Genomic DNA, 23,761 nt, shown 5'->3' with positions numbered 1-23,761 from the left:
TATGAGTTTTTCAACTAAGTTGCGCTCAAAGTAACTCTACTGATACCACTTTAAAATTTAACTTTTTACAGATGGCTTGAAATCATATACCCATTTGTGAAAATCATCATTAAGACTCATTTGCCGTTCTTGCGTCTGCCCTGTAGATGACGCGAGGTTGTCGTAGTATCGCATCTCGCCTAAGGCACTACGAGCTTGAATGATTTTCGTGCGCTCGATGCGACACTGTTCGTAGCTAGTCAGAGCTGCTTGGAGATTCGCTGAATCAGAAAAACACTCTCGCAGTTGGTATGCATCTTCAAAAGTGGTATTGGCTCCTTGTCCCATAGCAGGTGCCATTGGATGGGCGGCATCGCCTAAGAGCGTGACTCTGCCTTGACTCCACCTGCTTAACGCTGGGCGATCGCAAATCGGCCCTTCCCAAATTTGCTCGGCTGGTGTCGCTTCTACTACCGCTCGAAAGGATTCATCCCAGTCGGCTAATTCATGGAGAATACGAGACTTAACCTCATCGGCACTGTGGGAAAGGGAGTATTCAGGCGAGAATTTCCGACTAATCCAACTGGTATAGCCGCCACCCACATTGAGAAGATACATAAACTGTTTATTGCCTTTGACAAAAACTAGTTCATAGTCATTAAATAGTTCGTGGCGATACTTGATGACGGCACGCCAACACATACTACCGATATAATTAGGCTTACCTTCGCCAAATAAAGTTTCTCGGACGACAGAGTTGACGCCATCAGCCCCAATCAGCAAATCTGCATATACTGATTTTTCACCATCAAAATGAATTTCCACACCGTTTTTATCTTGCTCAAAGCCGATGCAGCGATGATTGAGGTGAATGATGTCAGATGGTAATCTTGATGCTAAGACTTGCTGTAGACGATACCACCAAATAGTCAACAATGGTTGTCCGTATTGTTCTAAATATTTAGTTGCGTTCGTTCGGATTGTTTCTCCTTGAATATTCTTTAAAACCGTGTGGTGAACTTCGCATCCTGAACTTTTGAGGGCTTCGACAATTCCCGGCGCGATCGCATCTAGAGAACTTAAGCCATTGGGGGCAAGTCCAAGTCCAGTTCCCGCCGGACGAAATTCTTGAGCTTTTTCATATACTTGAACGTCTATCCCTTGGCTTCTCAGTGCTATAGCAGCAGCTAAACCACCTGGGCCAGCACCGACAATAGCAACTTTCTCTACTATGGGTTTGGATAATTTCTCAGTTAGATTTGTGTTCATTTTTCTCAGGGGAATAGGGAATAGGGAACTCTTAACTGGGGAAAGAAACAATATTAATTTACGATTACTGCTGGTAATAAAAACTACACGCTCTCAGAATTCTTCGCGAATCTGACAACCTCAAATAAATACCATTACGTCAATTTTGGCGATAAATTAACTAAATTTGACTTTTAAATTTCATAAACTTACTGTAACAGAACTATGGTTGCTGTATCATTCTTATATTCAAAAAAGATTGTGAAGAGGAGTTGGGATGAAATTTAAATCAGCTTCTGTATGTATTGGTTTAAGCTTGCTGGGTTTTTCAGTCAGTTCATTACCGCGTTTTGTAAACTCACCACAAGTACTCGCCCAAGATGTTAGCGCTTCATGTCCTCTAGAATATGAAGTTGCCATTACCTTTCTGAATTCTAAATGTCAGGAAGTAAAAATAGAACAGCCTCAGACTTTTTATCGCTACTATAGTAACAGTGGAAATAAATACGGCAGGTATTTAACAGCGGACAAATATAAAACAAATGTAGAAGTCATCAAGAATCTCGCTCTAAATCAAGCATGGGGCAATCAAGCCACTATGATAGAAAAAATAACTTTGCCAGCCGGAACGATAACTTATCAAGGCATTGTTGGCCCTCAAGTACCTGCGGAATGCTATCCAGGTGGTGGTCAACAGACATTTATTAAAGATTCAAAAGATCCAAATATCAAGTGGTCTGATGGAGAAAATATCGTTGTAGAAAAATTTAGTTGTCCGTAAAAATTATGGGAACCAAGACAGAAGAATTTGTCAAGCTGATCGATCGAGCCTCTGAGATTGCCGAACAGATGCTAAAAGATAAAAAACCTGAGCTTTCAGCACAGATAAATAGTGCGATCGCAGCCTTACAATCGATTAAAAACCAGACATTGAATGGTAAACTTGAACCATCAGGAGGAACTTCAACCCTTGGTCTAGCTCATGGTGTGGCGGATTGGATTGAGCCGTTGGATTCGCCATTATTAAAAGCTGTCGGTGCAATTGAGGAATATTACCAAAAACAACTCTAAATTTTTGTGAACACGATATTAAGAAGTAAGAAGTAAAAAGATTGATAAACTTTTTTGTTTATTTTTACTTTTTACTTTTTACTTGTTCAAACCCGTAAAATTATTTATGGGGATGATTAATTTTAAATTCGGAGCAAAGCGACATGACCCATGAATTGGAAATATTGGGTTTAGAGGCAGTAGAGATATCATTGAATATCAATAATATTTCCTACACCCTGAAGCTAGAGCCTCGTGTTACTTTACTGGATGCAATACGCGAAAAGCTGGGTTTGATGGGCACTAAAAAAGCTTGCGATCGCGGTGAATGTGGTGCATGTACTGTATTAGTTGATAATCGGCGAATCAACTCTTGCATGACTCTAGCCGTAATGCACATCGGTGGTAAAATTACCACAATTGAGGGATTAGCACAAGATGGCAAACTCCATCCCATGCAAACAGCTTTTATTACCCATGATGCTTTTCAATGTGGTTACTGCACATCGGGTCAAATTGTCTCAGCCGTAGGGATGATATTGGAAGAATTACCAAAATCTGAGGAAGAAATTCGAGAAAAAATGAGTGGAAACCTTTGCCGTTGTGGAGCATACCCAAATATTATCGCGGCGATTCAGGATGTGCTAGAGGAAACAGAAAATGCAGCCATTTAGTTATGCTAAAGTTACCTCAAAAGAAGTGGCGATCGCAACAGTTGAGCAAGACAAAACTGCTGCATTTATTGCTGGTGGCACAGATTTACTCGGATTAATGAAAGATGGTGTCCAAACAGCGAATATATTAATTGATATTAATAGTTTGCCTCTAGCAGATATTCAATTTCAGCCTGATGGAATCCGCATTGGTGCAATCTCTCGTATGAGTGATGTGGCTTTTCATCCCCAAATTCAAGAATTTTATCCAGTAATTAGCCAAGCTTTATTACAAAGTGCTTCACCACAACTACGAAACATGGCAACAGTGGGCGGTAATTTACTGCAACGAGTCCGCTGTGGTTACTTTCGCGATCCGGTTTTTCCTTGTAATAAACATACTCCCGGTATCGGTTGTTCGGCAATTACAGGTTACAATCGAATGCACGCTATTTTCGGAGCAAGTGAACATTGTATTGCCGTTCATCCCTCAGATTTAGCTGTAGCCTTAACGGCATTAGATGCGGTGATTTGCATCCAAGGCATAGAAAAAGCAAGTCGAATTTCAATTCATGATTTTTATCTCTTACCAGATGAGACGCCACAAAAAGAAACTCTATTACAGCCTGGAGAATTAATTGTTGCCATTGAAGTGACTAATTCTGCCTATAAATCCCATTATTTAAAAGTCAGAGATCGTGCTTCCTACGAATTTGCTCTCGTTTCCGTAGCTGTTGCTTTAGATATAGAACAAAATATCATCAAATCAGCACGCATCGCTTTTGGGGGAGTAGCACCCAAACCTTGGCGTGCATGGGAAGCTGAGGAGTTATTAAAAGGGAAAGTAATTAACGAAGCTATCTTTACAGACGCAGCCGAAGCAGCCGTCAAAGAAGCGAAACCACAAACACACAATGAATTCAAAATTGAATTAGTCAAACGCGCTTTGGTACGCGCACTCTCAGTTGTGGCAGAAAAATTATGAATAAAATTATCGGTAAACCACTCGATCGCGTTGATGGTAGACTGAAAGTTACCGGAGAAGCACCTTACACGGCCGACGTGCCAATAGAGAATTTAACCTATGGAGTGATTTTTCAAAGTGCGATCGCTAGCGGTAAAATTATCCAAATAGACACATCCGCCGCCGCAGTCGCCCCTGGTGTGATCAATGTGGTTACTTACCAACAAACCCCATCTCTGGTAAAAATACCCTTCTTTGGTTCTCAACAACCCCAGACAACGGAAAAAGACCATAATATCTACTACGATGGTCAACACTTGGGGATTGTAATTGCCGAAACTTTAGAACAAGCCCAAGCTGCTGCCTCTAAGATAAAAATTATCTACGCAGAAGCTATTCCGACGCTCACAATGGCACGTGCAGAGATATTTGAACCCGAATCAATATTTTTTGGCATCATGCCGGGTAAAATCACCAGAGGAGACGTTGAATTGGGGAAAGCCCAAGCAGATGTGCTGGTAGAGCAAGTATATACCACACCAATAGAACATCATAATCCCCTAGAACCTTCTGCAACGATCGCAATGTGGGAAGGGGATAATTTGACATTGTATGAAACCACTCAAGGCGTTTCTGCAACCCAAAGAGCGATCGCATCTGTTCTCAATATTCCTCAAGAAAATGTCCGCGTCATCTCCAAATATTTAGGCGGTGGATTTGGTTGTAAGGCGCTGCTGCGATCGCATACAATCTTAGCTGCCATTGCAGCTAGGCAAGTAAAACGCCCTGTGAAAGTTGTGCTAACGCGATCGCAAATGTACACTGCTTGCGGCCACAGATCGCAAACTCAGCAGCAGCTAACATTAGGTGCAACCAGCGAAGGTAAACTAACTCTAATCAATCACATTGGCACATCCTTAACTTCCTTCTTTGATGACTTTGTAGAACCAGTGGGTGCAGCAACAACCATGATGTACGCCTGTCCCAACTTGGAGGTTAAATACCGTTTAGCACGCATCAACGCCGGCACACCAACCTTCATGCGTGGGCCAGGAGAAGCAACGGGAATGTTTGCCCTAGAGTCAGCAATGGATGAACTAGCATACACCTTAAATATTGACCCAATAGAATTAAGACTGAGAAATCATGCAGATATCGATCCCTATAAAGAATTACCTTGGTCAAGTAAATCTCTGAAAGAATGTTATCAAAAAGGGGCAGAAATTTTTGGTTGGTTACAACGCAACCCAGTTCCCCGTTCCATGCGGGATCGTCATTTTCTGATTGGTTGGGGAATGGCAAGTGCGACATTTCCCACCAATTCGGGAACAGCATCAGTCAAGGTAGAAATTTTCGCGACTGGAGAAGTGCGAGTCCAAAGTGGCACTCAAGATATCGGTAATGGTACTTATACAGTGATGACGCAGGTAGCTGCGGAAGTATTAGGCTTACCAGTACAGTTTGAACTAGGTGATAGCAATCTTCCGAAAGCCCCGATTACAGGAAACTCAATGACAGTTGCTAGTGTTTCCCCGGCGGTGCATAAAGCTGCGATCGCCGCACGGGATAGAATAATTCAAATGGCGATCGCTGATTCTAATTCTCTGCTTTATGGATCTCAAGCAGAAGATATTACTGTTGAGTCAGGGCAAATATTTTTAAAACAAGATCCATCGAAGCGAGACAGCTATACCGATATTCTGCACCGTTATGGATTAGAAAGTTTAGAAGTTACAGAAGAATCCTCAGTCAACCCAGAAAGCAAAGAATACGCCAAACACTCATTTGGTGCAACATTTATCGAAGTTGCAGTCGATGAGTTATTGGGAGAAATCAAAGTTAGACGTTGCGTAGGTGTTTATGATGCAGGACGAATTCTCAACTTCAAGACAGCGCGGAGTCAAGTTATCGGTGGGATTACTTGGGGAATTGGTATGGCGCTGATGGAGAAAACTGTAATGGATGCTAATCAGGGCAGAATCGTTGGTGCTAACCTTTCCGATTACCTGATTCCGGTTCACGCAGATATCCCAAATATGGAAGTACAATTTCTTGAAAAACACGATCCTTATGTGAATGCTTTAGGAACCAAAAGCTTAGGGGAACTTCCGATTGTTGGGGTAGCTGCTGCCATATCTAACGCAGTTTATCATGCCACAGGTAAGCGAATTCGTGACTTACCAATTACGCCAGATAAGCTGCTGTGAACTACTCCGGCGTAAGACGGACGGAGATTCCCTTACGCCTACCTACTTACTTTTTCAGTGTCAGAGTTAAACCATCTGCGATCGCAACTAAACTTAGACTAACTCGCTCATCTTGATGCAGCTTTTGATTAAAAGCACGCATTTTTTTAGTTCTATTATCCTGCACTTGGGGGTCAGCAACCCTACCTGACCAGAGGACATTATCGATGGCAATCAATCCCCCTGGACGAACCAATTGCAGCGATCGCTCATAATAATCATCATAGTTCCTCTTATCTGCATCGATGAAAGCAAAATCAAAAGTTTCTGCTTCTTCAGTTGCCAATAGCCGATCCAAAGTCTCCAAAGCTGGGGCAATATGCAGTTGAATTTTATCCGTCACTCCAGCTTCCTGCCAATAACGTCGAGCGATCGTTGTAAACTCCTCACTAATATCACAGGCTACCACCTTACCGTCCCCTGGTAACGCCAATGCCACCACCAAGGAACTATAACCTGTAAATACCCCAATATCCAAAGTTTTTTTAGCTCCCAACAACTGCACCAGTAATGCCAAAAACTGCCCCTGTTCGGGAGCAATCTGCATTCTCCCTATTGGATACTCGGCTGTTTCTTGTCTTAATTGAGTTAAAATTTCTGGTTCTCGCAGAGAGACTGACAGCAAATAATCATACAGGTTTTGTTCGAGTCCTAATGTTTTAGTTGTCATAAAATTGGGCATTGAGAATATGAGACGAGTCTTTTTTACTCGTAAATGATTTTTTAAAAGCCAAAATTATATTTAAATGTAACTCAGTATGATAAACAAAGCGATGTCTACGACGGGCTGCGCCTACGCTCAGGATATTTTAAATGCCAAACCTTAAAGAAGATGATAACGCCCTGCATGAGGTGTTGATCCAAGCAAAAACCATCGCTGTTGTAGGTCACTCTGATAAACGCCATCGCACCAGTTATCAAATCGCCCAATTCTTGAGGCAAACAGGCTATACAGTCTATGCCGTCAACCCTCTCATTAAAGAAATTGACGGTCAAGCCAGTTATGCTGCACTCCAGCAATTACCCGAACCCGTGGATATTATTAACGTGTTTCGCCGTTCTGAGTACTTGCCAGAAATTGTAGATGAAGCAATTTCTATCAATGCGAAAACTGTCTGGACACAACTGGGTATCTGGCATCAACTATCAGCACAAAAAGCTATAGATGCAGGACTAAATGTAGTTATGGATGCTTGTATTAAAATTGAATATTTGCGGCTGAGAGTGGGTTCATCAAGGAATGACTAGTACCGCGAGGTGGAATTCAAAATTAATACAGTGTAAGCATTTCATTGATTTTGAATGGGTGGTTTATTTATGCCGTGTTGTACTAGTTTTTATGCCTACAGATAACTCTAAGAATCATGTAGATTATAAATTATTGTGCAAAAAGCGTAGTTTACCGCCGTAGGCATCGCACAAACATTTTATGTGTAGAGATATTGCATACCAAGTCTTTGTTTGAGTTACTTGCTTAAACCCTTCTAGAATAAAAACTATTGTGGGTATTTTATTACTAAAGTTGTTTTTATTGTGGGAGGTTATGATGAGTCGTCCAATCATTCTTGGTATTGTCGGCGACAGTGCGGCTGGTAAAACAACACTAACGCGAGGAATCGCTCAAGTACTCGGCCCAGAAAATGTCACGCTCATTTGTACAGATGATTATCACCGTTACGATCGCCAACAACGTGCAGAAATTGGTATCACTGCCCTCCACCCTGAATGCAACCACTTAGATATTATGCAGCAACACCTATCGTTGCTACGTACAGGACAGCCAATTCTGAAGCCAGTTTACAGCCATAAAACTGGTACATTCGAGGCACCGCAGTATATCAAGCCCAGTAAATTTGTGATCATTGAGGGATTACTCGGTTATTCTACTCGTGCCGCCCGTGATTCTTACGACGTAAAAGTTTACCTTGCACCGCCTGAAGAACTACGCGCTAAATGGAAAGTCAAGCGAGACACCCAAAAGCGCGGCTACACTGCTGAACAAGTGCTAGCGGAACTAGAAAAGCGTGAACCAGACTCAGCACAATTTATTCGTCCGCAGCGACAATGGTCTGATATAGTCATTAGTTTCTATCCACCCGCTGAGAATAATGATGAAATCAATGGACATCTGAATGTCCGTCTGGTATTACGTCCGACAATTCCCCACCCAGATTTTACCCAGATTATCAACTCTGGCTATGGTAATTCTGACTCAGCAATCCGCTTGGGGCTAGACAGAGATATGAGTAAACCTGTGGATGTCTTAGAAGTTGATGGTCATGCCACCTTAGAACAGGTGAATAAGCTAGAGCATATTATTTGTTCTGATATGCCCCATTTGCGAAGTATTTGCGATCGCGAAAGTAATCCAGAACTGGGTAAAATTGCTGGTACAACTGGAGAAACACTGCAAAGTTATCCTCTGGCTTTGACTCAGTTGATCATTACCTACCACATGCTGAAAGCAACTCAAATTTATCAGTAATCAGCGAAGATGAAGGGGTTTAATGGGTTTGTGTAGAGGCAAACCCGCTTGTTGTCAGACTTAGTTAACTTATTTTTAGTGTTCCCTTTGAAAGTTGCACATAAAATTACTCACACAAACTTACCAAGTTTAAAGATTTTCTCAAATAAAGATGATTTTGAGAGCAAACGAGGGATAACTAAGGATAGTTCTATGTGTGGTGCTATTCTCTTAGTATAATATGACCTATTGCCTCAGAATTGCCGACCTACCTACAAATGAGCGTCCGCGTGAGCGATTAATGACGCATGGAGCGAAAATTTTAGCCACAGCGGAGTTAATTGCAATTCTTCTAGGCACCGGTCAAGGGCCAGGAAAACTATCTGCTGTGGGTTTGGGGCAATATATTTTGAGCGAATTAGGCAAACACCAACGCGATCCTTTGGCAGTTCTGCGAGAAGTTAGCCCCGCAGAGTTGATGCAAATTTCTGGTGTTGGCCCAGCCAAGGCAACAAGTATTTTAGCAGCAATTGAATTAGGTAAACGCGCCTTTCAATCTCGTCCAAACGATCGCACATTAATTGATAGCCCGCTTGCTGCTGCTGCTACCCTTAGCCAAGATTTGATGTGGCAGCTACAAGAACGTTTTGCAGTGGTGCTGTTAGATGTCAAGAATCGTTTGCTGGGTACACAAGTAATTACCATTGGTACGGCAACTGAAACCCTCGCCTCTCCCCGTGATATTTTTCGAGAAGTTATTCGTCAAGGTGCAACACGGGCAATAGTTGCCCACAATCATCCTTCTGGGAACCTTGAACCCAGTCAGGAAGATATAGAATTGACGCGTCAGTTATTAGCAGGGGCGCAGCTTTTGGGTATTCCGGTACTAGATCATCTGATTTTGGGCAATGGCAATCATCAGAGTTTACGGGAAATAACAACCTTGTGGGATGAACATCCGCAGGGGGATTAGTGAAAAAGCAGGGGGGCAAGGGAGCAGGGGAAACAAGGGGACAAGGTAACTTTAGTGAGAACCTGCAACAAGTATTTCTCTTTGTCTCCTTGTCCTCTTCACCATGCTCCCTGCCCCCTGCCTTATCCCAACAATAATTATTTAAGCCGACTTACTTGCTTTCCTGCATATTTCTGACTAGTTTTGTCACTAGCTTTCTGGGAGTGAATCTTACAGATTCAGCGAGTAGCTTATTTTTAATTCCAGGGACAACAACAGTTTTGTTTTCAAATAGACCACGATAGCCAATTTCGGCTACCGCTTCCGCAGTCATAATTTTTTGACCGCTTACCAACTTTGAGTCTTCCATTGCGGCTCTCTGTTGAAAACCGGATTCGGTAGGGCCTGGACAAAGGGCTGTTACAGAAACGCCTGTACCTTCTAATTCATTAGCGATCGCTTCTGAGAATGATAAGACATAGGCTTTACTAGCGTAGTATACTGCCATCAGAGGCCCTGGCTGAAAAGCAGCAGTCGAAGCCACGTTTAATATTTTTCCCGACCCACGCTGAACCATACCCTTGAGGAATAACTTGGTTAAATGTGTCAGACATAAGACATTGACCTGTAGCAATTGCAGTTCAGAATTCAAGTCAATTTCGTGAAATAATCCGTAGGTAGCAAAGCCAGCATTATTTATCAGCACATCAACCCTGATTGATGCTTGTTCTAGCTCAGTAAAAATTTCTTCTGAGGCTGATGGGTTAGATAAATCCTTGGAAATAACTTTGACATCAACGCCAAATTTCTTTTTAAATTCATCAGCGATTTTATTCAGCTTGTCCACGCTTCTAGCTACCAACACAAGATTGTAAGCATCCTGAGCAAATAACTTCGCGAACTCATAACCGATGCCGCCAGATGCACCCGTAATTAGAGCCGTTTGTTTGCGATTACCTTGCATAATTTTCCCTTTGTTAACTGCTTCAAAACAAATGAATCATTAGTAACCTAACGTTCTTTAATCACCCTGGCTATAGGAAAGTCTAAAATCCTTATCCAGGTAGATTTTTGCTCACTCAATAGGCTTCTTATCAAAAATGACATCTATTTCCATTGGGAAATTTCTAAGCGAACTGCCGCATTTGTTCCTAAGACTTTTTGCCCCCGTTCAGGTAAAGAAACATAAGCAACATATACATCTGAACTGGATTCTGGATTGGGAGTTAAGTCTATTACTGGCTCTTTTTGATCGGAATTCCAACTATAGGTAGCGTTGTAAGTGTTATTTGATGCGGCAACATCAGTAATTAAATAGTCAGACCACAGTGGTACTTGGTCGAGATGACTGTCACGCAACCAATTTGTCTCTTGTTTTGTAAAAGAATGCAGTGCTAAACGCAGAGCATATCTACAGGTATTATCATCACTAGCTGAATTTCTGGGGATTAAGAAAGCTGTAAACAGGGGAATAGGTTTATCTGTTCTGAGTAACTCTTGTGTGATTGGGCAATAATGAGCGATCGCTTGCTCATATATAGGAATAGGAAGACCACGTAAAGCAACCCTAGTTTCCAGTTGATAAAAATTATTGTCCTGGTCTTTTAACTCAACATTGCTCAGAGATAGTTTCACCTGGATATCACCAAACAAAAAGCGTTGTAGATTTTGATAACCTTCTTCTGAGTTAACTATGCCATAACGCCCACCATGAGAACGGTGAACATAAGCACGATGAGATCCTGTAATGTAAGCTTTATCGATTTGAACTAGACCATCACTTTTCACCCCTACAGCCTTTTGTGAAATACCAAAAAGTTCTTCATAATCATGTGCATTAGTACCAATTAGAGAAAAAACGCGGTTTGGTGGAAATGCATCTTCTAGGCTTTGTAGTTTTTCTAGCTGAAAGTCATCGGGTAATTCATCTGTTGGCTTGTTGGCTTCAGGTGTTAAATACTGGTACATCCGCTGGGGGCCAAAGTCATCAGAATTATTTAATTTAAACTTGTCTCTAAGGTTTTCGATTAAGCCACTTCCAATCTCAAAAAAAATGCCACCATGAGGTGTAGCATAGGTAAAGAATTTGTCAATGTGATCGATAGCTTGCTCGTTTTTGTCTGGATAAATCTTTTGAATCAAGCTACGACAAACAAGACCTCCCATTGAGTGGGCAACAAGATAAACTTTGTCAACCCCCGTCGTTTCTTTAACATTTTGGATCAGTTTTCTTAAACCCTCAGCTATCTCCTCCATCTCCTGTCTGACTACACTTGAAGAGTTAAAACTAGGTGTAGTTACATCATAAAATCGATATACCCAAATAGTTTTATTAAGTTGTCCAGACAATCTTTTAATTTGATTGCTCACATTTTGATTGTCAACAATCGGTTGATAACCATGATCGGTCATTAGCCGCAGTAATGGACTCTCGAAAAAAAACTTCTGGGGATTTTCGTTCTCATCTACTCGAATATGGGTTGAACCATTATTGAATCCATAGAATGGATCGTCAACTACTTGCTCAACATCTTTTTGTGTACCTGCATATCCACGAACGAAGATGATTGGTAAATACTGCATATATATCCCCGCTATGTAATAAATATTTTTGCTCGTTCCCAGGTTAAAACTGGGAACGAGTGCAGAGTATTCAGACAAGTTGTTTTAGGGACTGACAACAAATAAATTATCCAATCTTGTGGGGTGGGCAACATGAGCGCTTGTAGCCTAAGGCGGGCGAGACGCCCACCCCACAAGAAATAATTGAGTATTTTTTATTTGTCAGTCCCTTAGTACACCATTTCATTAATTCGTAGTAAATTCTCTGCGTTCCTCTGCGTTGAAAAAACTACGATTTTACACAAAGCTGTACTAGAAAGTTTTCACGAACTCAATTAGGGCTTTCTTATCTTCATCTGGGAGATCGGAACCAAAATAATGACCCTCATCTTCCACGAAGTCAGGAGATTTGTTGGCTCTTAAAAGCACACGTGCCAACTTATTCTTGATTCCTCCACCTGGTTTCAGGTCTTGGAAAAGGCTGCTGAGATTGAGAGATGTAATCGCCTCTCTGATATTAATGCTTGCCAGCAAATTCACAGGCGTACCTTTAGGAACAGGAATTCTAAATCTCGGATTCGGATCTCCTGGGGGAAGCTCTAATTTAGTATCTTTAGATGTCCTGCTGATAATTCCCTCACGCTTTTCAGGCCAGAGTAGCTTTTCCATCGCATCCGTATAGGCTTCTACACGTCCTTTCACTGAAGGATCTTCGTTGTAAAGTCCTAGTGTGTTGTTGTGAAGAAGTGGTGCTGTTGCCCAAATACTTACTAACGAAGGTGTACGGTAATATCCCAAACCGCCGTCTGGTATTTTAAATTCGATGGGTTTTTTCTCATCGAAGGGGTTGTACAGAGTCAAAGTACCTGGTGATGGCAGTTCTTTGTAAGTCTTGGATGAGAACTGATCCCAAATATGCCCCTTAGTGGCATTTGTCCCTAGCGATCGCGCCGCATTAGTACCAATTAGGGTAACTGGATAACGCTGGTCATCAGACAAGAAGTTGTGGTCTAAGAAATTACTACTGAGTACAGACTCTTCATACCATTTCTGAGCCTGTTCGGGGTCAGCAGCAATTTCAGCAGGTGGCTTTTTGCTGGAATGGCAACTAGCACAAGTGCTAGCAAAAACTAGCTTGCCACGTTTGAGAACTTCCTCGTCTTTAGTTAAGAAGTCTTCACCATCAGGTGCATCTTTCAGGTGCATCGGCTTGATGGTTTTCAAGAATGCTTCGGCGTCAGCCATACGTGCTTCTGTCTGTCTCCAGCCTTCGCACTCCTTCCGCGCCTTGGCGATGTCAAAAGGTTTTTGGGGAGTTCTGCCTAATAAAGGTTCATGGAGACTTGTCCAGTAATCGCCGCACATCCCAATGTTGACGTAAACGCGTAGTGAGGCATTGGCGACTCCTGTGGAATCTGCACCATCCTTGAGAATATGATTCACATCCTTGGTTGAACCATCGTTCATCACCTCTGGATATTTGGGGCGATCGCCTAAATTAAAAATAGCGTTAATCGCATTCGGATTGTTGATGTGATCGGTGGCAATCCGCGAAGTATCAGAAGTCCCAGGTTTTTGAGAATCAAGTACTTGCTTAACAAAACTATTTTCCCCAACGCTGGTTCCAAAGAATTTGTTTTCCTTGATGTACTGATTACCCAATGCTGGTACGAGGTTTTCCCATTTCGGATGTTCCTTGTCTTTGGGTGGGTTGAGGGGATCTAATGCTACGTGACAGATAGCACAAGACTGTCCAATCAAGTAGGGAGGCTCGACTTGTGAGGTTTTAAAATACTCCTCAGCGTTCCATTTTGCCTGGTCGAAGTTGGGATTGGGGAACTTACGCAACCCAATCACGCCAGTTGAGAGCGGGTCTTTACATTTATCTAACTGCAACCCGTATTCATCTTTCTCTGTGGATTTTTCACATCCAGGATCGTTAATTGCGCCATATAACTCAAATCGCTTGTCATGCTCTTTTGAGTCAATCAGCTTTAGCAGATCGGCACCGCCATGTGTCCGTTTCGCTAAATCACGATAGTACTTGTCATTACCGCCAGTCCATAAGTACCAGGTGCAACGACCCCGTTTTTCGGCATCTGTCAAATTCTCCTTTGTGTACTCTGGGAGATAACCGATACCCTCACAGTTATCAGGGTATTCGCTTACACCAGTGTCAGAGTACTTGTTACTTATGGGCGCAGGTGTTTCACTATACTCATCAGCGAGGGCTGTAGGCGTTCCATAAAAGCCGCAGACTATAAACATAGTCACGAACAGGAGGAGCAGACAGCCCTTAAAAAATAGACTTGTCTTTTTCATAAAACTCTCTGGTTGTAACCCCTAAACCTTCTCCACTGACCTCACGTTTGCAGAGGCACATTAATGCTTCATCACTAATTTCCCATTTTCCAGATTTAGTCTTGGGATATTTTGATGATTTAAAATGTACCTTACTGAGGTTCGCTATATATGAACTTACTACACAAGTTTGCAAAACGTCATTAATAAACTTTTATACATTTCTAAACAAAAAATTTAAAAAATTGTAAATTTACAGTGGTTTCAATAACCAATTTGCTATGGTTATATGCGTTACTTACGTACTTGGTAATGTTTGTAACAAATCGTCAAGTGCTTCTTTTAAAGTTGCCTTAACCTGAGCAGAGAAATAAAAAGAGGAAAATTTTAGCTTTTTTTAAGAATTTCTCTGTAAATACCGTAGGTTTACAAATTGCAAAAGTCTTTATATAACTGTAAAAACCAATAAGGCTAAATACCCATGCTGAAATTTGGTAAGTAAATCTAAGTAACAAAAAATTAATACTTAGCGTTCCCATCCGAAAACCTCCACTGTAGATTTGTAGACATAAAAAATTACCCTCCCAGAGACGCTGAAAATAGCAGTTCTCTGGCGAGACTGTTGGTGCTAAAAAAAATTCACCAAGCCTAATCTTATTGCCGAAAAAACACGAAACACAGAGGAACAAATGGAAAACGATATTATCTTTGAACCGTTGAGATTCCGCAATCTCACAGTCAAAAATCGGATATTTCGCTCTAGTATTTCAGGAAGATGGGATAACTACGATGGTTCAGGTACTCAAGCCCGAATCAACTGGGAAGAAAAGTTTGCTCGTGGTGGCGTCGGGGCAATTATTACTTCCTTTGTTCCAGTCGCCATCCGGGGCAGAATTATGCCCAATTACGCCACAATTCACTCTGATGAAACCGTTCCTTTTTGGCGAAAAGTAGGAGAAAAAGTCCATGAATATGACTGTAAATTTATCTTGCAATTAAGTCATTCGGGGCGACAGCAGGATATTGGCGGTGTCGAAAACTTAGGAAAAAAAGCATTAAGTTCCACTAGCCAAACCGAGCCATTCCACGGTTTTTTGTGTCAAGCGATGACACTAGCAGAAATTAAACAAACAATCCAATACTTTGCCGATGGCGCTAGACGTGTCCGGGAAGCAGGTTTGGATGGAATAGAATTGCATAGTGCGAATGGATATCTTTTTAACCAATTTCTCAGTTCTGGAATTAACGACCGTCAAGATGAATATGGTGGTTCATTAGAGAATCGAGCGCGGTTTTTGCTAGATGTAATTAGGGCAATTCGCAAAGAAGTAGGTAACGACTTTCACCTGCAATTCAAAATTAGTGCTGTTGATTATAACAACGCCGTCACCTTTTGGGAAAAACCAGGTAATACCATACAAGACTCCATCCAAGTTTGTAAATGGGCAGAAGAAGCTGGGGCTGATGGCGTCCATGTATCAACTGGTAGCTTATTTCCTCATCCACTCAATCCCATTGGTGATTTTAATTTCGATGTCATTAGCAGAACTTATGACACCATGTTGTCGAGTGGCGTAGAGACTACACGCAACTACATTTTATTTCGCAATTCATTTTTGCATCCTGTTTTCAATCTTTTATGGAATCGGGTCAAAAAGCAATTGGCTCCACAAGCATTTAGTGGGGACGATGTAAAAGACCCTAAAATCAAGCAATTGCTGGCAGAGAACCAAGGCAGAAACTTACTAGATGCCAGAGAAATTAAAAAGCACGTTAATATTCCCGTACTATGTACTGGTGGTTTGCAACAGGCTTCTTATATTCGTCAGGCAATTAATGATAAGTATTGTGATGGTGTCACAATGGCTCGTACCCTAATTGCTAATAATGACTTAGTTAAATCTTTTCAAGCAGGTAAAGACCTAGCAGATAAACCCTGTACCTATTGTAATAAATGCCTGCTGAATGTAACTGAGAATCCTTTGGGTTGTTACGAGCAGGATCGCTTCAATAGTTACGAAGAGATGATGGAAGAAGTCATGTCAGTCTTTCATCCAACTCAGTTTGCCAATTCATCTAAATAAAAAAGCGATGGGTATCAAATTGACAATTTCGCTTACAAATAATCTCGACAATATGGGGAGTGTTTCATGACTGAACAAACAAACCCTACCCTACTCCCTACCTCAATTAAGGGAATCTTTCAGCGAATTTGGGTTGTGATTGTCGGTGTTATTGCAGTAGCAGTATTTTTCCTTTGGCCTGTTTTGTCAAACTCTCCAGTGGATTATGCTGACATTCAAGACCACTTTAAATATGGTTCAATTGGCAGCGAACCCATCAATGGTATTCCTTACTGGATTTGGAAAGTTTTACCAGAATTATTCCCAGATAAATTACCTGGCAAAGGTTATACTTCCCTGGGATTTATCAAAGAACCCGATCAAGATTTACCTGTAGGTTTTTCGCAACGGAGAGTATTTATTAATCGAGTTGGGTTGAATTGTGCTGTATGTCATACAGGGACGCTGCGAGATAATCCTAATAGCGACCATCAAGTGGTTACAGCAATGCCTGCTAATGTACTTAATTTGCAGGGATATATCAAATTTTTATCAGCAGTTGGTGTGGATGAGCGCTTTACTGCCAACCGAATGTTACCAGAAATTGAAAAAATCAGTGGTGGTCTGAATCCCATTGAAAAATTACTTTATCGCTTCATTGCAATTCCCCAAACTAGGGATGCACTAATTAATCAAGCATATCGACTGAAGTTTGTGGAAACACAACCAGATTGGGGTCCAGGAAGAGTAGATACTTTTAATCCTTATAAAGCAATTCAATTCCATTTCCCAATGGATAAATTGCGTCAGGATGAACTAATTGGTACTTCTGATTTCCCCTCAATTTGGAATCAAAGACCCCGCAAGGGACTAGAGTTGCATTGGGATGGTAATAATAGTTCTGTTGATGAACGAAATAAGAGTGCAGCTTTAGGGACTGGAGTCACGCCTACCACGATTGATTTGCCTCGCATTAAACGAATTGCCGATTGGCTTTTGGAACTACCACCACCAAAATATCCCTACGAAGTTAACGAAACTTTAGCAACTACAGGAAAACCACTTTTTGAAAGTAATTGCGCTAGCTGTCACGTTTTTGGTGGGGCTTATACAGGCAAAGTTGTGCCAATTCAAGAAATTGGAACAGACCGACATCGCCTAGATTCATTCACTTATGAAACCATCTCTAACCAAAATACCTTGTATGCAGGTTATCCGTGGCGCTTTAAGCATTTCCGTAAGACTAATGGCTATGCAAATATGCCCCTTGATGGTGTTTGGTTACGCGGCCCTTATTTACACAATGGTTCAGTCCCCACCCTCCGGGATTTACTAGAAAAACCAGAGAATAGACCAAAAGAATTCTACCGGGGCTATGACGTTATCGATAGAACCAAAGTTGGCTTTGTCTCTGATGTCGCTGAAGAAAATGGTAAAAAATACTTCAAGTTCGATACAAAACTTGAGGGTAACAGCAATAGCGGTCACTTGTACGGCGTTGATCTTTCCCCAGAAGAGAAAGATGCAATTGTTGAGTACATGAAGAAACTTTGAAGGACACTTTAGCAAGGAGAAACCTAAGTTTATGGCAATACTTAAGTCAAAATTAGGGAAAATAATCACCTCAATTGCTGTAGTTATTGTCCTTCTTTTTGGGGTTGTGGGTTACGCAGGATGGTACAGTCTTTTCCGCGAAGCCCCTAGTGAAGTTTATGAGTCACCAGAGGATCATTTTAAATATGGTTCTATTGGTACAGAACAGGCGCAAGGTGTACCGTATTGGATTTGGTTAGTATTGCCGCGGATCTTTCCCGATAAGCTACCAGGCCCAGGCGGTTATACTTCTTTGGGAATTACATGGGAAGAAGGTAAAGAGTTACCAGTCGGTTTTGCAAAAAAAACCATTGGGTTTCCAAGAGTTGGGATAACTTGCGCTGTTTGTCATCATGCTACTTATCGAGAAAACCTCAAAGATAAGCCAACAATTATTGCAGCTGGCCCGGCGAATAGATTTGATTCTCAAGCCTATATCCGCTTTCTTGGTAACGCTGCTAGTGACCCCAGATTTGAACCTGACTATATTCTGGATGAAATTAAATATAGTCATGAGTTTTCTTGGTGGGAAAATCTGCTTTATCGCTTTGTAATTATTCCCCAAACTAAGAAAGGATTGCTGCAACAAAAAGCAGACTTTGCTTGGACTGATTCTCGTCCCAATTGGGGGCCGGGTAGGATTGACCCCTTTAACCCTGTGAAGTTCACTACCTTAAGGTTGCCTAAAGATGACACCATTGGTAACTCAGATATGATGCCTTTGTGGAATCAAAAGCAACACCAAAACTTTGCTCTGCATTGGGATGGTTTAGAAACTTCGTTGCGAGAAACGGTACAAACTGGCGCTATTGGTGACGGTGCAACTAAAGAGTCTCTACCAGTCAAGGATCTGCAACGGGTGGAAGATTATATTTCAGAATTACCACCTCCCAAGTATCCCTTTGCAGTTGATCAGCAATTAGCTACACAAGGAAAAGAGATTTTTAACAGTACTTGTGCATCTTGTCACGCCTTTGGTGGCGAAAGGACTGGTAAGGTAATTCCTGTTGCAGAAGTGGGAACTGACCGCCACCGTCTAGATATGTGGACGCAGCAAGGAGCAGATACTTACAACAAATTTGGTGATGGTTATCCTTGGGACTTCAACGAGTTGCGGAAGACTGATGGTTATGTATCTGTCTCCCTGGATGGTCTTTGGTTAAGAGCGCCTTATCTCCATAATGGTTCAGTGCCATCTCTACAAGATTTGTTAGAAAAACCAGAGAATCGTCCCCAATCTTTTTACCGAGGATTTGATGTCTACGACCAGAAGAAAGTTGGCTTTATTTCCGAAGGAGAAGAAGCGGAACGTGTAGGTTTTAAATACGACATTAGCGTTCCTGGTAATAGTAACCAAGGACATCTATATGGCACTGATTTACCTGCCAAAGAGAAACAAGCATTAATCGAATATCTCAAAACTTTGTAACTAAGCTATGAACAAATATGCTGTTTGGTTTCGCCGCATCGTCTGGCTAGGCGTTATCCAAGATTGGGCGATTGGCTTACCGGCGATTTTTGCACCGAATTGGTTGCTGGAATTACTTCACCAAAGACCTAGCCAAGACCCAGTATGGACTTCTTTTGCAGGTTTGTTAGTGGTTTTGCTGTCGCTGTTCTACATTCCTGGAGCAAATGACCCCTACCGCTACACTCCCAACGCTGTATTAGCGACCCTTTCCCGTCCGCCTGGAGTAATCTTCTTTTTCTTTCTTTACCCCAATATTTATCCTGCCTTCGGGATTATTGACTCAGTTTTGTGCTTATTCCAAATCCCATTGTTGATACTAACTATGCTCAACAAACCTCAAGCTTCCACCCCGGATAAAGATGTTTTCGAGTATGACGGGTCTACCCACAACGAAGTCAAAGAAGTTGGTTTTAGTGGGCCCTACGGTGAACCACTGCCATATCATGAGGGTCTGGGAATAACAAAATTTTTACAGTTTATCAATGATTCGGCGCGGAATATGTTCGATAAACGGGATATCCGCCCTTATTACGACAAGTTAATTCACGCTAATGGTGTTTGTTGCTCAGGCATTTGGCGAATTACTGAGAGTTCTCCTTATACAGGCTACTTTGCTAAGGGTTCAGCAGGTTTAGTGTTTGCTCGCCTTTCGGTTGCTGGTGCTAACATCAAGCGGGGCGATCGCCGGGCCTTTGGGATTGCAGGTAAGGTTTATCCTACCCTCAACCCTGATGAGAAGGTAAAACCAGGTAATTTTGTGACTGTCGATTATCTAACAGGTATTAAGACAAAGCATATTACTGATACCGAGTTAACTAATTTTCCTTCTGTCGGTTTGGATCTTGGCGCTAACTTAGTTAACCGGATCATTTTCCGGCTGATGGATAAAAGACCAGGTTTTCGTCAGCTATTCCCGATTTCAACCCTTGGCGTAGAACCAGGAAGCAAAATTGTCACCCCAGACCAATTTATGCTTCGGGTCGCAGAAGGCACAACCAAGATAGATGCAGAAGACTTCCGCGATGAATTGCGGTTAGAAAAGTATCCTGACCACAAATTGGTTTATACCATCAACGTCAAAAACTTCAATGAAAAAGAGTGGACGAAGTTGGGTGTAATTGAATTTAATGATTATTCCATCTGTGAAGGTTGCGATAAACGGATACACTTTTGGATTCCCCGCGACATTCCAGTACCAGAAAGAGATAACCTTGCCCGTCCAGCAGACCCCGTTGTGATTAAGTAAATCTTATGAGCCAGCAATTTGATGTCATCGTAATCGGTAGCGGCTTTGGTGGGTCAGTAGTTACCTGCCGTTTGGCTGAATCAGGAGCGCGGGTTTTGGTATTAGAACGCGGTCGGCGTTGGACGAAAGACCAATACCCACGTCAAGCCAAAGATGCCTGGATTTATGAACACACCCAGCCGCAAAAACATAATGGCTGGCTCGATTTACGCTTTTTTAAGGGGATGGCTGTTGCTCAGGGGGCCGGAGTTGGTGGCGGTTCTCTGTGCTATTCCAGCGTGGTTTTAGAAGCAAATCCAACGCGATTTGAGCAAGGTTGGCCACCGGAAATTACTTACAGTGAATTACAGCCTTATTACGATCGCGTGCGGAAAATGATGGGTGTCCATCCCATACCTCCAGGGCAGCATACCCAACGGGCAAAATTGATGGAACAAGCGGCGCAAAAAGTTGGATATGGCGATCGCTTTCAAAGTATGCCTCTGGCAATCTCCTTCGATCCAGACTGGAATTACCAACTGGAAGACCCCTTGAATGAAAAGCACTCCCGGCAATTTGTCAATGCCCAAGGGCAAAAACAAGGCACTTGTATTCATTTGGGTAATTGTGATTTGGGGTGTGATGTCCACGCCAAAAATACTCTCGATTTGAACTATATCCCGGCTGGAGAAAACAAAGGGGCGGAGGTGCGATCGCTCCACTTGGTACGCTATATTCAACCAGAAGAAGGTGGTTATCGCGTTATTTTTGACCGCATCGAAAATGGGCAACTAATTCGTGGTGAAGAGAGGGGCAAAATAGTTGTCATCGCCGCAGGTTCCCTCGGTTCTAGTGAGTTGCTATTAAATAGCCGCGATAAGTACCGTACTTTACCTAAAGTTAGTCAGCAACTCGGTAAGAATTGGAGCGCTAACGCCAACGTTCTTACTCCCGATTTCTACAGCAAAGATGTTGAGGTTAGGCAGTCCATTGGCCCAACGATTACCGCAGGTATGGACTTTACTGATGGTAGCTTTGAGGGAGAGAGTTTTATTATTGAAGATGATGGCTTTCCGAATATGTTGCTGAATGCCATTAGCAGCAAACTGAATTCTGGTAAATTTAGCCTATTTGCTTTAGCTTTACGCAACCATTTGCAGCGTGGTTTGGATGAAAAGAATCCCTTAAGCAACGTTATGGTTTGGCTAGGTGCGGGTGTTGATGCTGCTGATGGGCAACTTTCTCTCGGTCGTAACTGGCTCAAACCTTGGGAAACAGACTTAAAACTTGATTGGAATATCCAGCGCTCAAAGTCTGCAATTGATGCCATCTTGAATCTGCAAAAGCAACTTTCCCAAGCCAATGGCGGTAAGCTTTATATTCCCTTTTACTGGTCAGTTCTCCGCAGTTTGTTAACAGTGCATCCCCTTGGAGGATGCAAAATGGGGACAACTGCTGAAGATGGTGTGGTCGATCATAAAGGAGAAGTTTTCGGCTACAAAAATCTTTATGTCGCTGATGGGGCAATTTTACCTGAAGCTGTTGGACGCAATCCTTCCATGACTATTGCTGCTTTAGCAGAACGGGTGGCTCACTTGATGGTGAGCAACTGATACACTGGGGCGATCGCTTTATATCATTACACAACCACATAATAGAGTAGGCGTAGCCCGCCCTTAGACATCGCTTGTAGATTTACACTTCTTTTATACAGGGATGTCTACAATGGGCTACGCCTAAAGCTTGACAACCAACTTATACTTCTTTTCTAGAGCGATCGCCAGCTTTCGGCTCAATGATATACCAAAATGAATGTGTGAATTACTTAAATGAGTATGCAAACTGGGGTTTGAGAAAGTAAAAGCTTATTTTACTTGCGGAAAACACCAAAATGAGTAAGCAAACTGGAGTTTGAGAAAGTAAAAGCTTATTTTACTTGCGGAAAACACCAAAATGAGTAAGCAAACTGGAGTTTGAGTAAGCAAAAGCTTATTTTACTTGCGGAAAACACCAAAATGAGTAAGCAAACTGGGGTTTGAGTAAGCAAAAGCTTATTTTGAGTAAGTCAAATGGCATTTTGAGTAAGTAATCAGATATTTTTACTTAGTTCAATATGAATTTTAGTTCAGGCGATCGCTCTTTTCCGTTTTATTACGGTACGCTTTGCACAAAACTAGCTTATTCTGGATTTGGGGGGAGGCGATCGCCGCAATTACCACCTGATTATTTTCCTGCAACATCTCATGCAGGTTTTGCAATTCCGCTTCACGTCCAACAAACTCTACCACCCCACTCAGGGGCAAATTTTGCGGTGTTTCAGTAGAGGGATTTGACTTTACCTGTTCCTTAACAGGCGACTGTAGTCAGTTGTAAGTGTTGTGTTGTTGCTCAATTATGAGTTGTTGAGCAACCATTGAGCCTTTCTCTACTTTGATTTGATCTGCTGACTTAGCAAAGTTGTTGACAACTGATGGTTGGGACTCAATTTGTTTTGCTAATTTTTGAATTTCCTCAGCACTCTCAGACTGATCGTTGTTGGCTGCTGCTTCCACTTCCCGCACAGATTGAGCAATTTCGGTATCTGCGTCTGCTGCTGCTTTCAACTCCAGCACTGCTTTGCCATAATCTAACGGCTGCTGTGTTCCATCCACTAGCAAGGGTAACTTATTCTTATGATGTAGCTGTTCGATTAACTCACGACTTTTGTCTAATGCAGCTTGCCCAAGGTTTTCGCCAGTTTTTTCTAGAGCTTTGGTTAAAACTATAGTAGCGATCGCTGTTGCAACTGCGGTTAATGTTACAGGTTCCATAATAATGAAATAGTTGATTGCACTAGAATATACAAATATAGTTCTGTCTATTTCGGAAATATATCATACATCATTAAACCCATATCCCGCCTGGCAATCAATTGCAAAGCTAATAGCCCAATCCACTCCGGTTCAGACAAGAGACGCGATGAATCACCGTCTCTACAATAATTCATCGGA

General features: G+C 42.1%; 21 protein-coding genes. 13 read left to right on the top strand and 8 right to left on the bottom strand.

Annotation, left to right across the window (positions count from 1 at the left end):
* Positions 1 to 57 precede the first annotated feature (57 nt).
* A complete protein-coding gene (locus FD723_RS26080; protein ID WP_179067963.1) occupies positions 58 to 1,248 on the bottom strand; it encodes an NAD(P)/FAD-dependent oxidoreductase in 1,191 nt (396 codons plus the stop codon).
* A gap of 256 nt (positions 1,249 to 1,504) precedes the next feature.
* Here FD723_RS26080 and FD723_RS26075 point away from each other — a divergent pair, with 256 nt between their 5' ends.
* The 5 genes from FD723_RS26075 to FD723_RS26055 all read left to right on the top strand — a co-directional run bounded on the left by FD723_RS26075 (position 1,505) and on the right by FD723_RS26055 (position 6,101).
* Positions 1,505 to 2,008, top strand: coding sequence for a hypothetical protein (locus tag FD723_RS26075; RefSeq protein WP_179067962.1), 504 nt, complete (start codon positions 1,505 to 1,507; stop codon positions 2,006 to 2,008).
* Between the two features lie 5 nt (positions 2,009 to 2,013).
* Positions 2,014 to 2,298 (top strand): hypothetical protein, encoded by a 285-nt coding sequence (locus FD723_RS26070; RefSeq protein ID WP_179067961.1) that lies wholly within the window; start codon positions 2,014 to 2,016, stop codon positions 2,296 to 2,298.
* A gap of 143 nt (positions 2,299 to 2,441) precedes the next feature.
* Positions 2,442 to 2,951 (top strand): (2Fe-2S)-binding protein, encoded by a 510-nt coding sequence (locus tag FD723_RS26065; RefSeq protein ID WP_179067960.1) that lies wholly within the window; start codon positions 2,442 to 2,444, stop codon positions 2,949 to 2,951.
* Entirely contained in the window at positions 2,938 to 3,915 is a 978-nt protein-coding gene (locus FD723_RS26060) for a xanthine dehydrogenase family protein subunit M (protein ID WP_179067959.1), read from the top strand. The genes FD723_RS26065 and FD723_RS26060 overlap by 14 nt, the downstream gene beginning before the upstream one ends.
* On the top strand, positions 3,912 to 6,101 hold the full coding sequence (locus FD723_RS26055; RefSeq protein ID WP_179067958.1) for a xanthine dehydrogenase family protein molybdopterin-binding subunit: 2,190 nt from the start codon (positions 3,912 to 3,914) through the stop codon (positions 6,099 to 6,101). The genes FD723_RS26060 and FD723_RS26055 overlap by 4 nt, the downstream gene beginning before the upstream one ends.
* 46 nt (positions 6,102 to 6,147) lie before the next feature.
* Here FD723_RS26055 and FD723_RS26050 read toward each other — a convergent pair whose 3' ends face one another.
* Entirely contained in the window at positions 6,148 to 6,810 is a 663-nt protein-coding gene (locus tag FD723_RS26050) for a class I SAM-dependent methyltransferase (RefSeq protein ID WP_179067957.1), read from the bottom strand.
* A 143-nt stretch (positions 6,811 to 6,953) separates the two neighbouring features.
* Here FD723_RS26050 and FD723_RS26045 point away from each other — a divergent pair, with 143 nt between their 5' ends.
* From FD723_RS26045 to radC, 3 genes are all read left to right on the top strand, one after another.
* Positions 6,954 to 7,388 (top strand): CoA-binding protein, encoded by a 435-nt coding sequence (locus tag FD723_RS26045; RefSeq protein WP_179067956.1) that lies wholly within the window; start codon positions 6,954 to 6,956, stop codon positions 7,386 to 7,388.
* A 298-nt stretch (positions 7,389 to 7,686) separates the two neighbouring features.
* A complete protein-coding gene (locus FD723_RS26040) occupies positions 7,687 to 8,625 on the top strand; it encodes a phosphoribulokinase (RefSeq protein WP_179069289.1) in 939 nt (312 codons plus the stop codon).
* Positions 8,626 to 8,845: 220 nt separating this feature from the next.
* On the top strand, positions 8,846 to 9,577 hold the full coding sequence (gene radC / locus FD723_RS26035; RefSeq protein WP_179067955.1) for a DNA repair protein RadC: 732 nt from the start codon (positions 8,846 to 8,848) through the stop codon (positions 9,575 to 9,577).
* Between the two features lie 151 nt (positions 9,578 to 9,728).
* On the opposite strand, the gene FD723_RS26030 is transcribed toward radC, so the two are convergent.
* The 3 genes from FD723_RS26030 to FD723_RS26020 form a co-directional block, all read right to left on the bottom strand.
* A complete protein-coding gene (locus tag FD723_RS26030; protein WP_179067954.1) occupies positions 9,729 to 10,520 on the bottom strand; it encodes an SDR family oxidoreductase in 792 nt (263 codons plus the stop codon).
* Between the two features lie 143 nt (positions 10,521 to 10,663).
* Positions 10,664 to 12,139 (bottom strand): alpha/beta hydrolase, encoded by a 1,476-nt coding sequence (locus FD723_RS26025; RefSeq protein ID WP_179067953.1) that lies wholly within the window; start codon positions 12,137 to 12,139, stop codon positions 10,664 to 10,666.
* A 291-nt stretch (positions 12,140 to 12,430) separates the two neighbouring features.
* Complete coding sequence (locus FD723_RS26020; RefSeq protein ID WP_179067952.1) at positions 12,431 to 14,440, bottom strand: hypothetical protein; 2,010 nt, start codon at positions 14,438 to 14,440, stop codon at positions 12,431 to 12,433.
* Between the two features lie 668 nt (positions 14,441 to 15,108).
* Between FD723_RS26020 and FD723_RS26015 the strand changes: the two genes are divergently transcribed.
* From FD723_RS26015 to FD723_RS25995, 5 genes are all read left to right on the top strand, one after another.
* Entirely contained in the window at positions 15,109 to 16,503 is a 1,395-nt protein-coding gene (locus FD723_RS26015) for an NADH:flavin oxidoreductase (protein WP_179067951.1), read from the top strand.
* A gap of 66 nt (positions 16,504 to 16,569) precedes the next feature.
* Complete coding sequence (locus FD723_RS26010; protein ID WP_179067950.1) at positions 16,570 to 18,036, top strand: cytochrome c; 1,467 nt, start codon at positions 16,570 to 16,572, stop codon at positions 18,034 to 18,036.
* 31 nt (positions 18,037 to 18,067) lie between these two features.
* Positions 18,068 to 19,504 (top strand): cytochrome c, encoded by a 1,437-nt coding sequence (locus FD723_RS26005; RefSeq protein ID WP_179067949.1) that lies wholly within the window; start codon positions 18,068 to 18,070, stop codon positions 19,502 to 19,504.
* A 7-nt stretch (positions 19,505 to 19,511) separates the two neighbouring features.
* Positions 19,512 to 20,792, top strand: coding sequence for a hypothetical protein (locus tag FD723_RS26000; RefSeq protein WP_179067948.1), 1,281 nt, complete (start codon positions 19,512 to 19,514; stop codon positions 20,790 to 20,792).
* Between the two features lie 5 nt (positions 20,793 to 20,797).
* Entirely contained in the window at positions 20,798 to 22,384 is a 1,587-nt protein-coding gene (locus tag FD723_RS25995; protein ID WP_179067947.1) for a GMC oxidoreductase, read from the top strand.
* A gap of 507 nt (positions 22,385 to 22,891) precedes the next feature.
* Here the strand turns inward: FD723_RS25995 and FD723_RS25990 are convergent.
* From FD723_RS25990 to FD723_RS43060, 3 genes are read right to left on the bottom strand one after another with little or no spacing between them, the layout of a single operon-like run.
* Positions 22,892 to 23,074, bottom strand: a complete 183-nt coding sequence (locus FD723_RS25990; protein WP_179067946.1) for a hypothetical protein — start codon at positions 23,072 to 23,074, stop codon at positions 22,892 to 22,894.
* 60 nt (positions 23,075 to 23,134) lie between these two features.
* Positions 23,135 to 23,581, bottom strand: coding sequence for a hypothetical protein (locus FD723_RS25985; RefSeq protein WP_179067945.1), 447 nt, complete (start codon positions 23,579 to 23,581; stop codon positions 23,135 to 23,137).
* A gap of 47 nt (positions 23,582 to 23,628) precedes the next feature.
* Entirely contained in the window at positions 23,629 to 23,757 is a 129-nt protein-coding gene (locus FD723_RS43060) for a hypothetical protein (RefSeq protein ID WP_256874928.1), read from the bottom strand.
* Between the last annotated feature and the right edge of the window lie 4 nt (positions 23,758 to 23,761).

The sequence above is a fragment of the Nostoc sp. C052 genome (assembly GCF_013393905.1).
Lineage (GTDB): Bacteria > Cyanobacteriota > Cyanobacteriia > Cyanobacteriales > Nostocaceae > Nostoc.
The sequence above is the reverse complement of the archived record's forward strand: the minus strand, read 5'-3'. Positions and strand labels throughout refer to the sequence as shown.

Excerpts from the sequence above, each read along its gene's own strand:
- FD723_RS26015 (WP_179067951.1), top strand. The coding sequence starts at position 15,109 with ATGGAAAACGATATTATCTTTGAACCGTTGAGATTCCGCAATCTCACA.
- FD723_RS26010 (WP_179067950.1), top strand. The coding sequence starts at position 16,570 with ATGACTGAACAAACAAACCCTACCCTACTCCCTACCTCAATTAAGGGA.
- FD723_RS26025 (WP_179067953.1), bottom strand. The coding sequence starts at position 12,139 with ATGCAGTATTTACCAATCATCTTCGTTCGTGGATATGCAGGTACACAA.
- FD723_RS26055 (WP_179067958.1), top strand. The coding sequence starts at position 3,912 with ATGAATAAAATTATCGGTAAACCACTCGATCGCGTTGATGGTAGACTG.
- radC (WP_179067955.1), top strand. The coding sequence starts at position 8,846 with ATGACCTATTGCCTCAGAATTGCCGACCTACCTACAAATGAGCGTCCG.
- FD723_RS26075 (WP_179067962.1), top strand. The coding sequence starts at position 1,505 with ATGAAATTTAAATCAGCTTCTGTATGTATTGGTTTAAGCTTGCTGGGT.
- FD723_RS26080 (WP_179067963.1), bottom strand. The coding sequence starts at position 1,248 with ATGAACACAAATCTAACTGAGAAATTATCCAAACCCATAGTAGAGAAA.
- FD723_RS26040 (WP_179069289.1), top strand. The coding sequence starts at position 7,687 with ATGAGTCGTCCAATCATTCTTGGTATTGTCGGCGACAGTGCGGCTGGT.
- FD723_RS26020 (WP_179067952.1), bottom strand. The coding sequence starts at position 14,440 with ATGAAAAAGACAAGTCTATTTTTTAAGGGCTGTCTGCTCCTCCTGTTC.
- FD723_RS26005 (WP_179067949.1), top strand. The coding sequence starts at position 18,068 with ATGGCAATACTTAAGTCAAAATTAGGGAAAATAATCACCTCAATTGCT.
- FD723_RS26045 (WP_179067956.1), top strand. The coding sequence starts at position 6,954 with ATGCCAAACCTTAAAGAAGATGATAACGCCCTGCATGAGGTGTTGATC.
- FD723_RS26070 (WP_179067961.1), top strand. The coding sequence starts at position 2,014 with ATGGGAACCAAGACAGAAGAATTTGTCAAGCTGATCGATCGAGCCTCT.
- FD723_RS26000 (WP_179067948.1), top strand. The coding sequence starts at position 19,512 with ATGAACAAATATGCTGTTTGGTTTCGCCGCATCGTCTGGCTAGGCGTT.
- FD723_RS25985 (WP_179067945.1), bottom strand. The coding sequence starts at position 23,581 with ATGGAACCTGTAACATTAACCGCAGTTGCAACAGCGATCGCTACTATA.
- FD723_RS26060 (WP_179067959.1), top strand. The coding sequence starts at position 2,938 with ATGCAGCCATTTAGTTATGCTAAAGTTACCTCAAAAGAAGTGGCGATC.
- FD723_RS26050 (WP_179067957.1), bottom strand. The coding sequence starts at position 6,810 with ATGACAACTAAAACATTAGGACTCGAACAAAACCTGTATGATTATTTG.
- FD723_RS43060 (WP_256874928.1), bottom strand. The coding sequence starts at position 23,757 with ATGAATTATTGTAGAGACGGTGATTCATCGCGTCTCTTGTCTGAACCG.
- FD723_RS26065 (WP_179067960.1), top strand. The coding sequence starts at position 2,442 with ATGACCCATGAATTGGAAATATTGGGTTTAGAGGCAGTAGAGATATCA.
- FD723_RS26030 (WP_179067954.1), bottom strand. The coding sequence starts at position 10,520 with ATGCAAGGTAATCGCAAACAAACGGCTCTAATTACGGGTGCATCTGGC.
- FD723_RS25995 (WP_179067947.1), top strand. The coding sequence starts at position 20,798 with ATGAGCCAGCAATTTGATGTCATCGTAATCGGTAGCGGCTTTGGTGGG.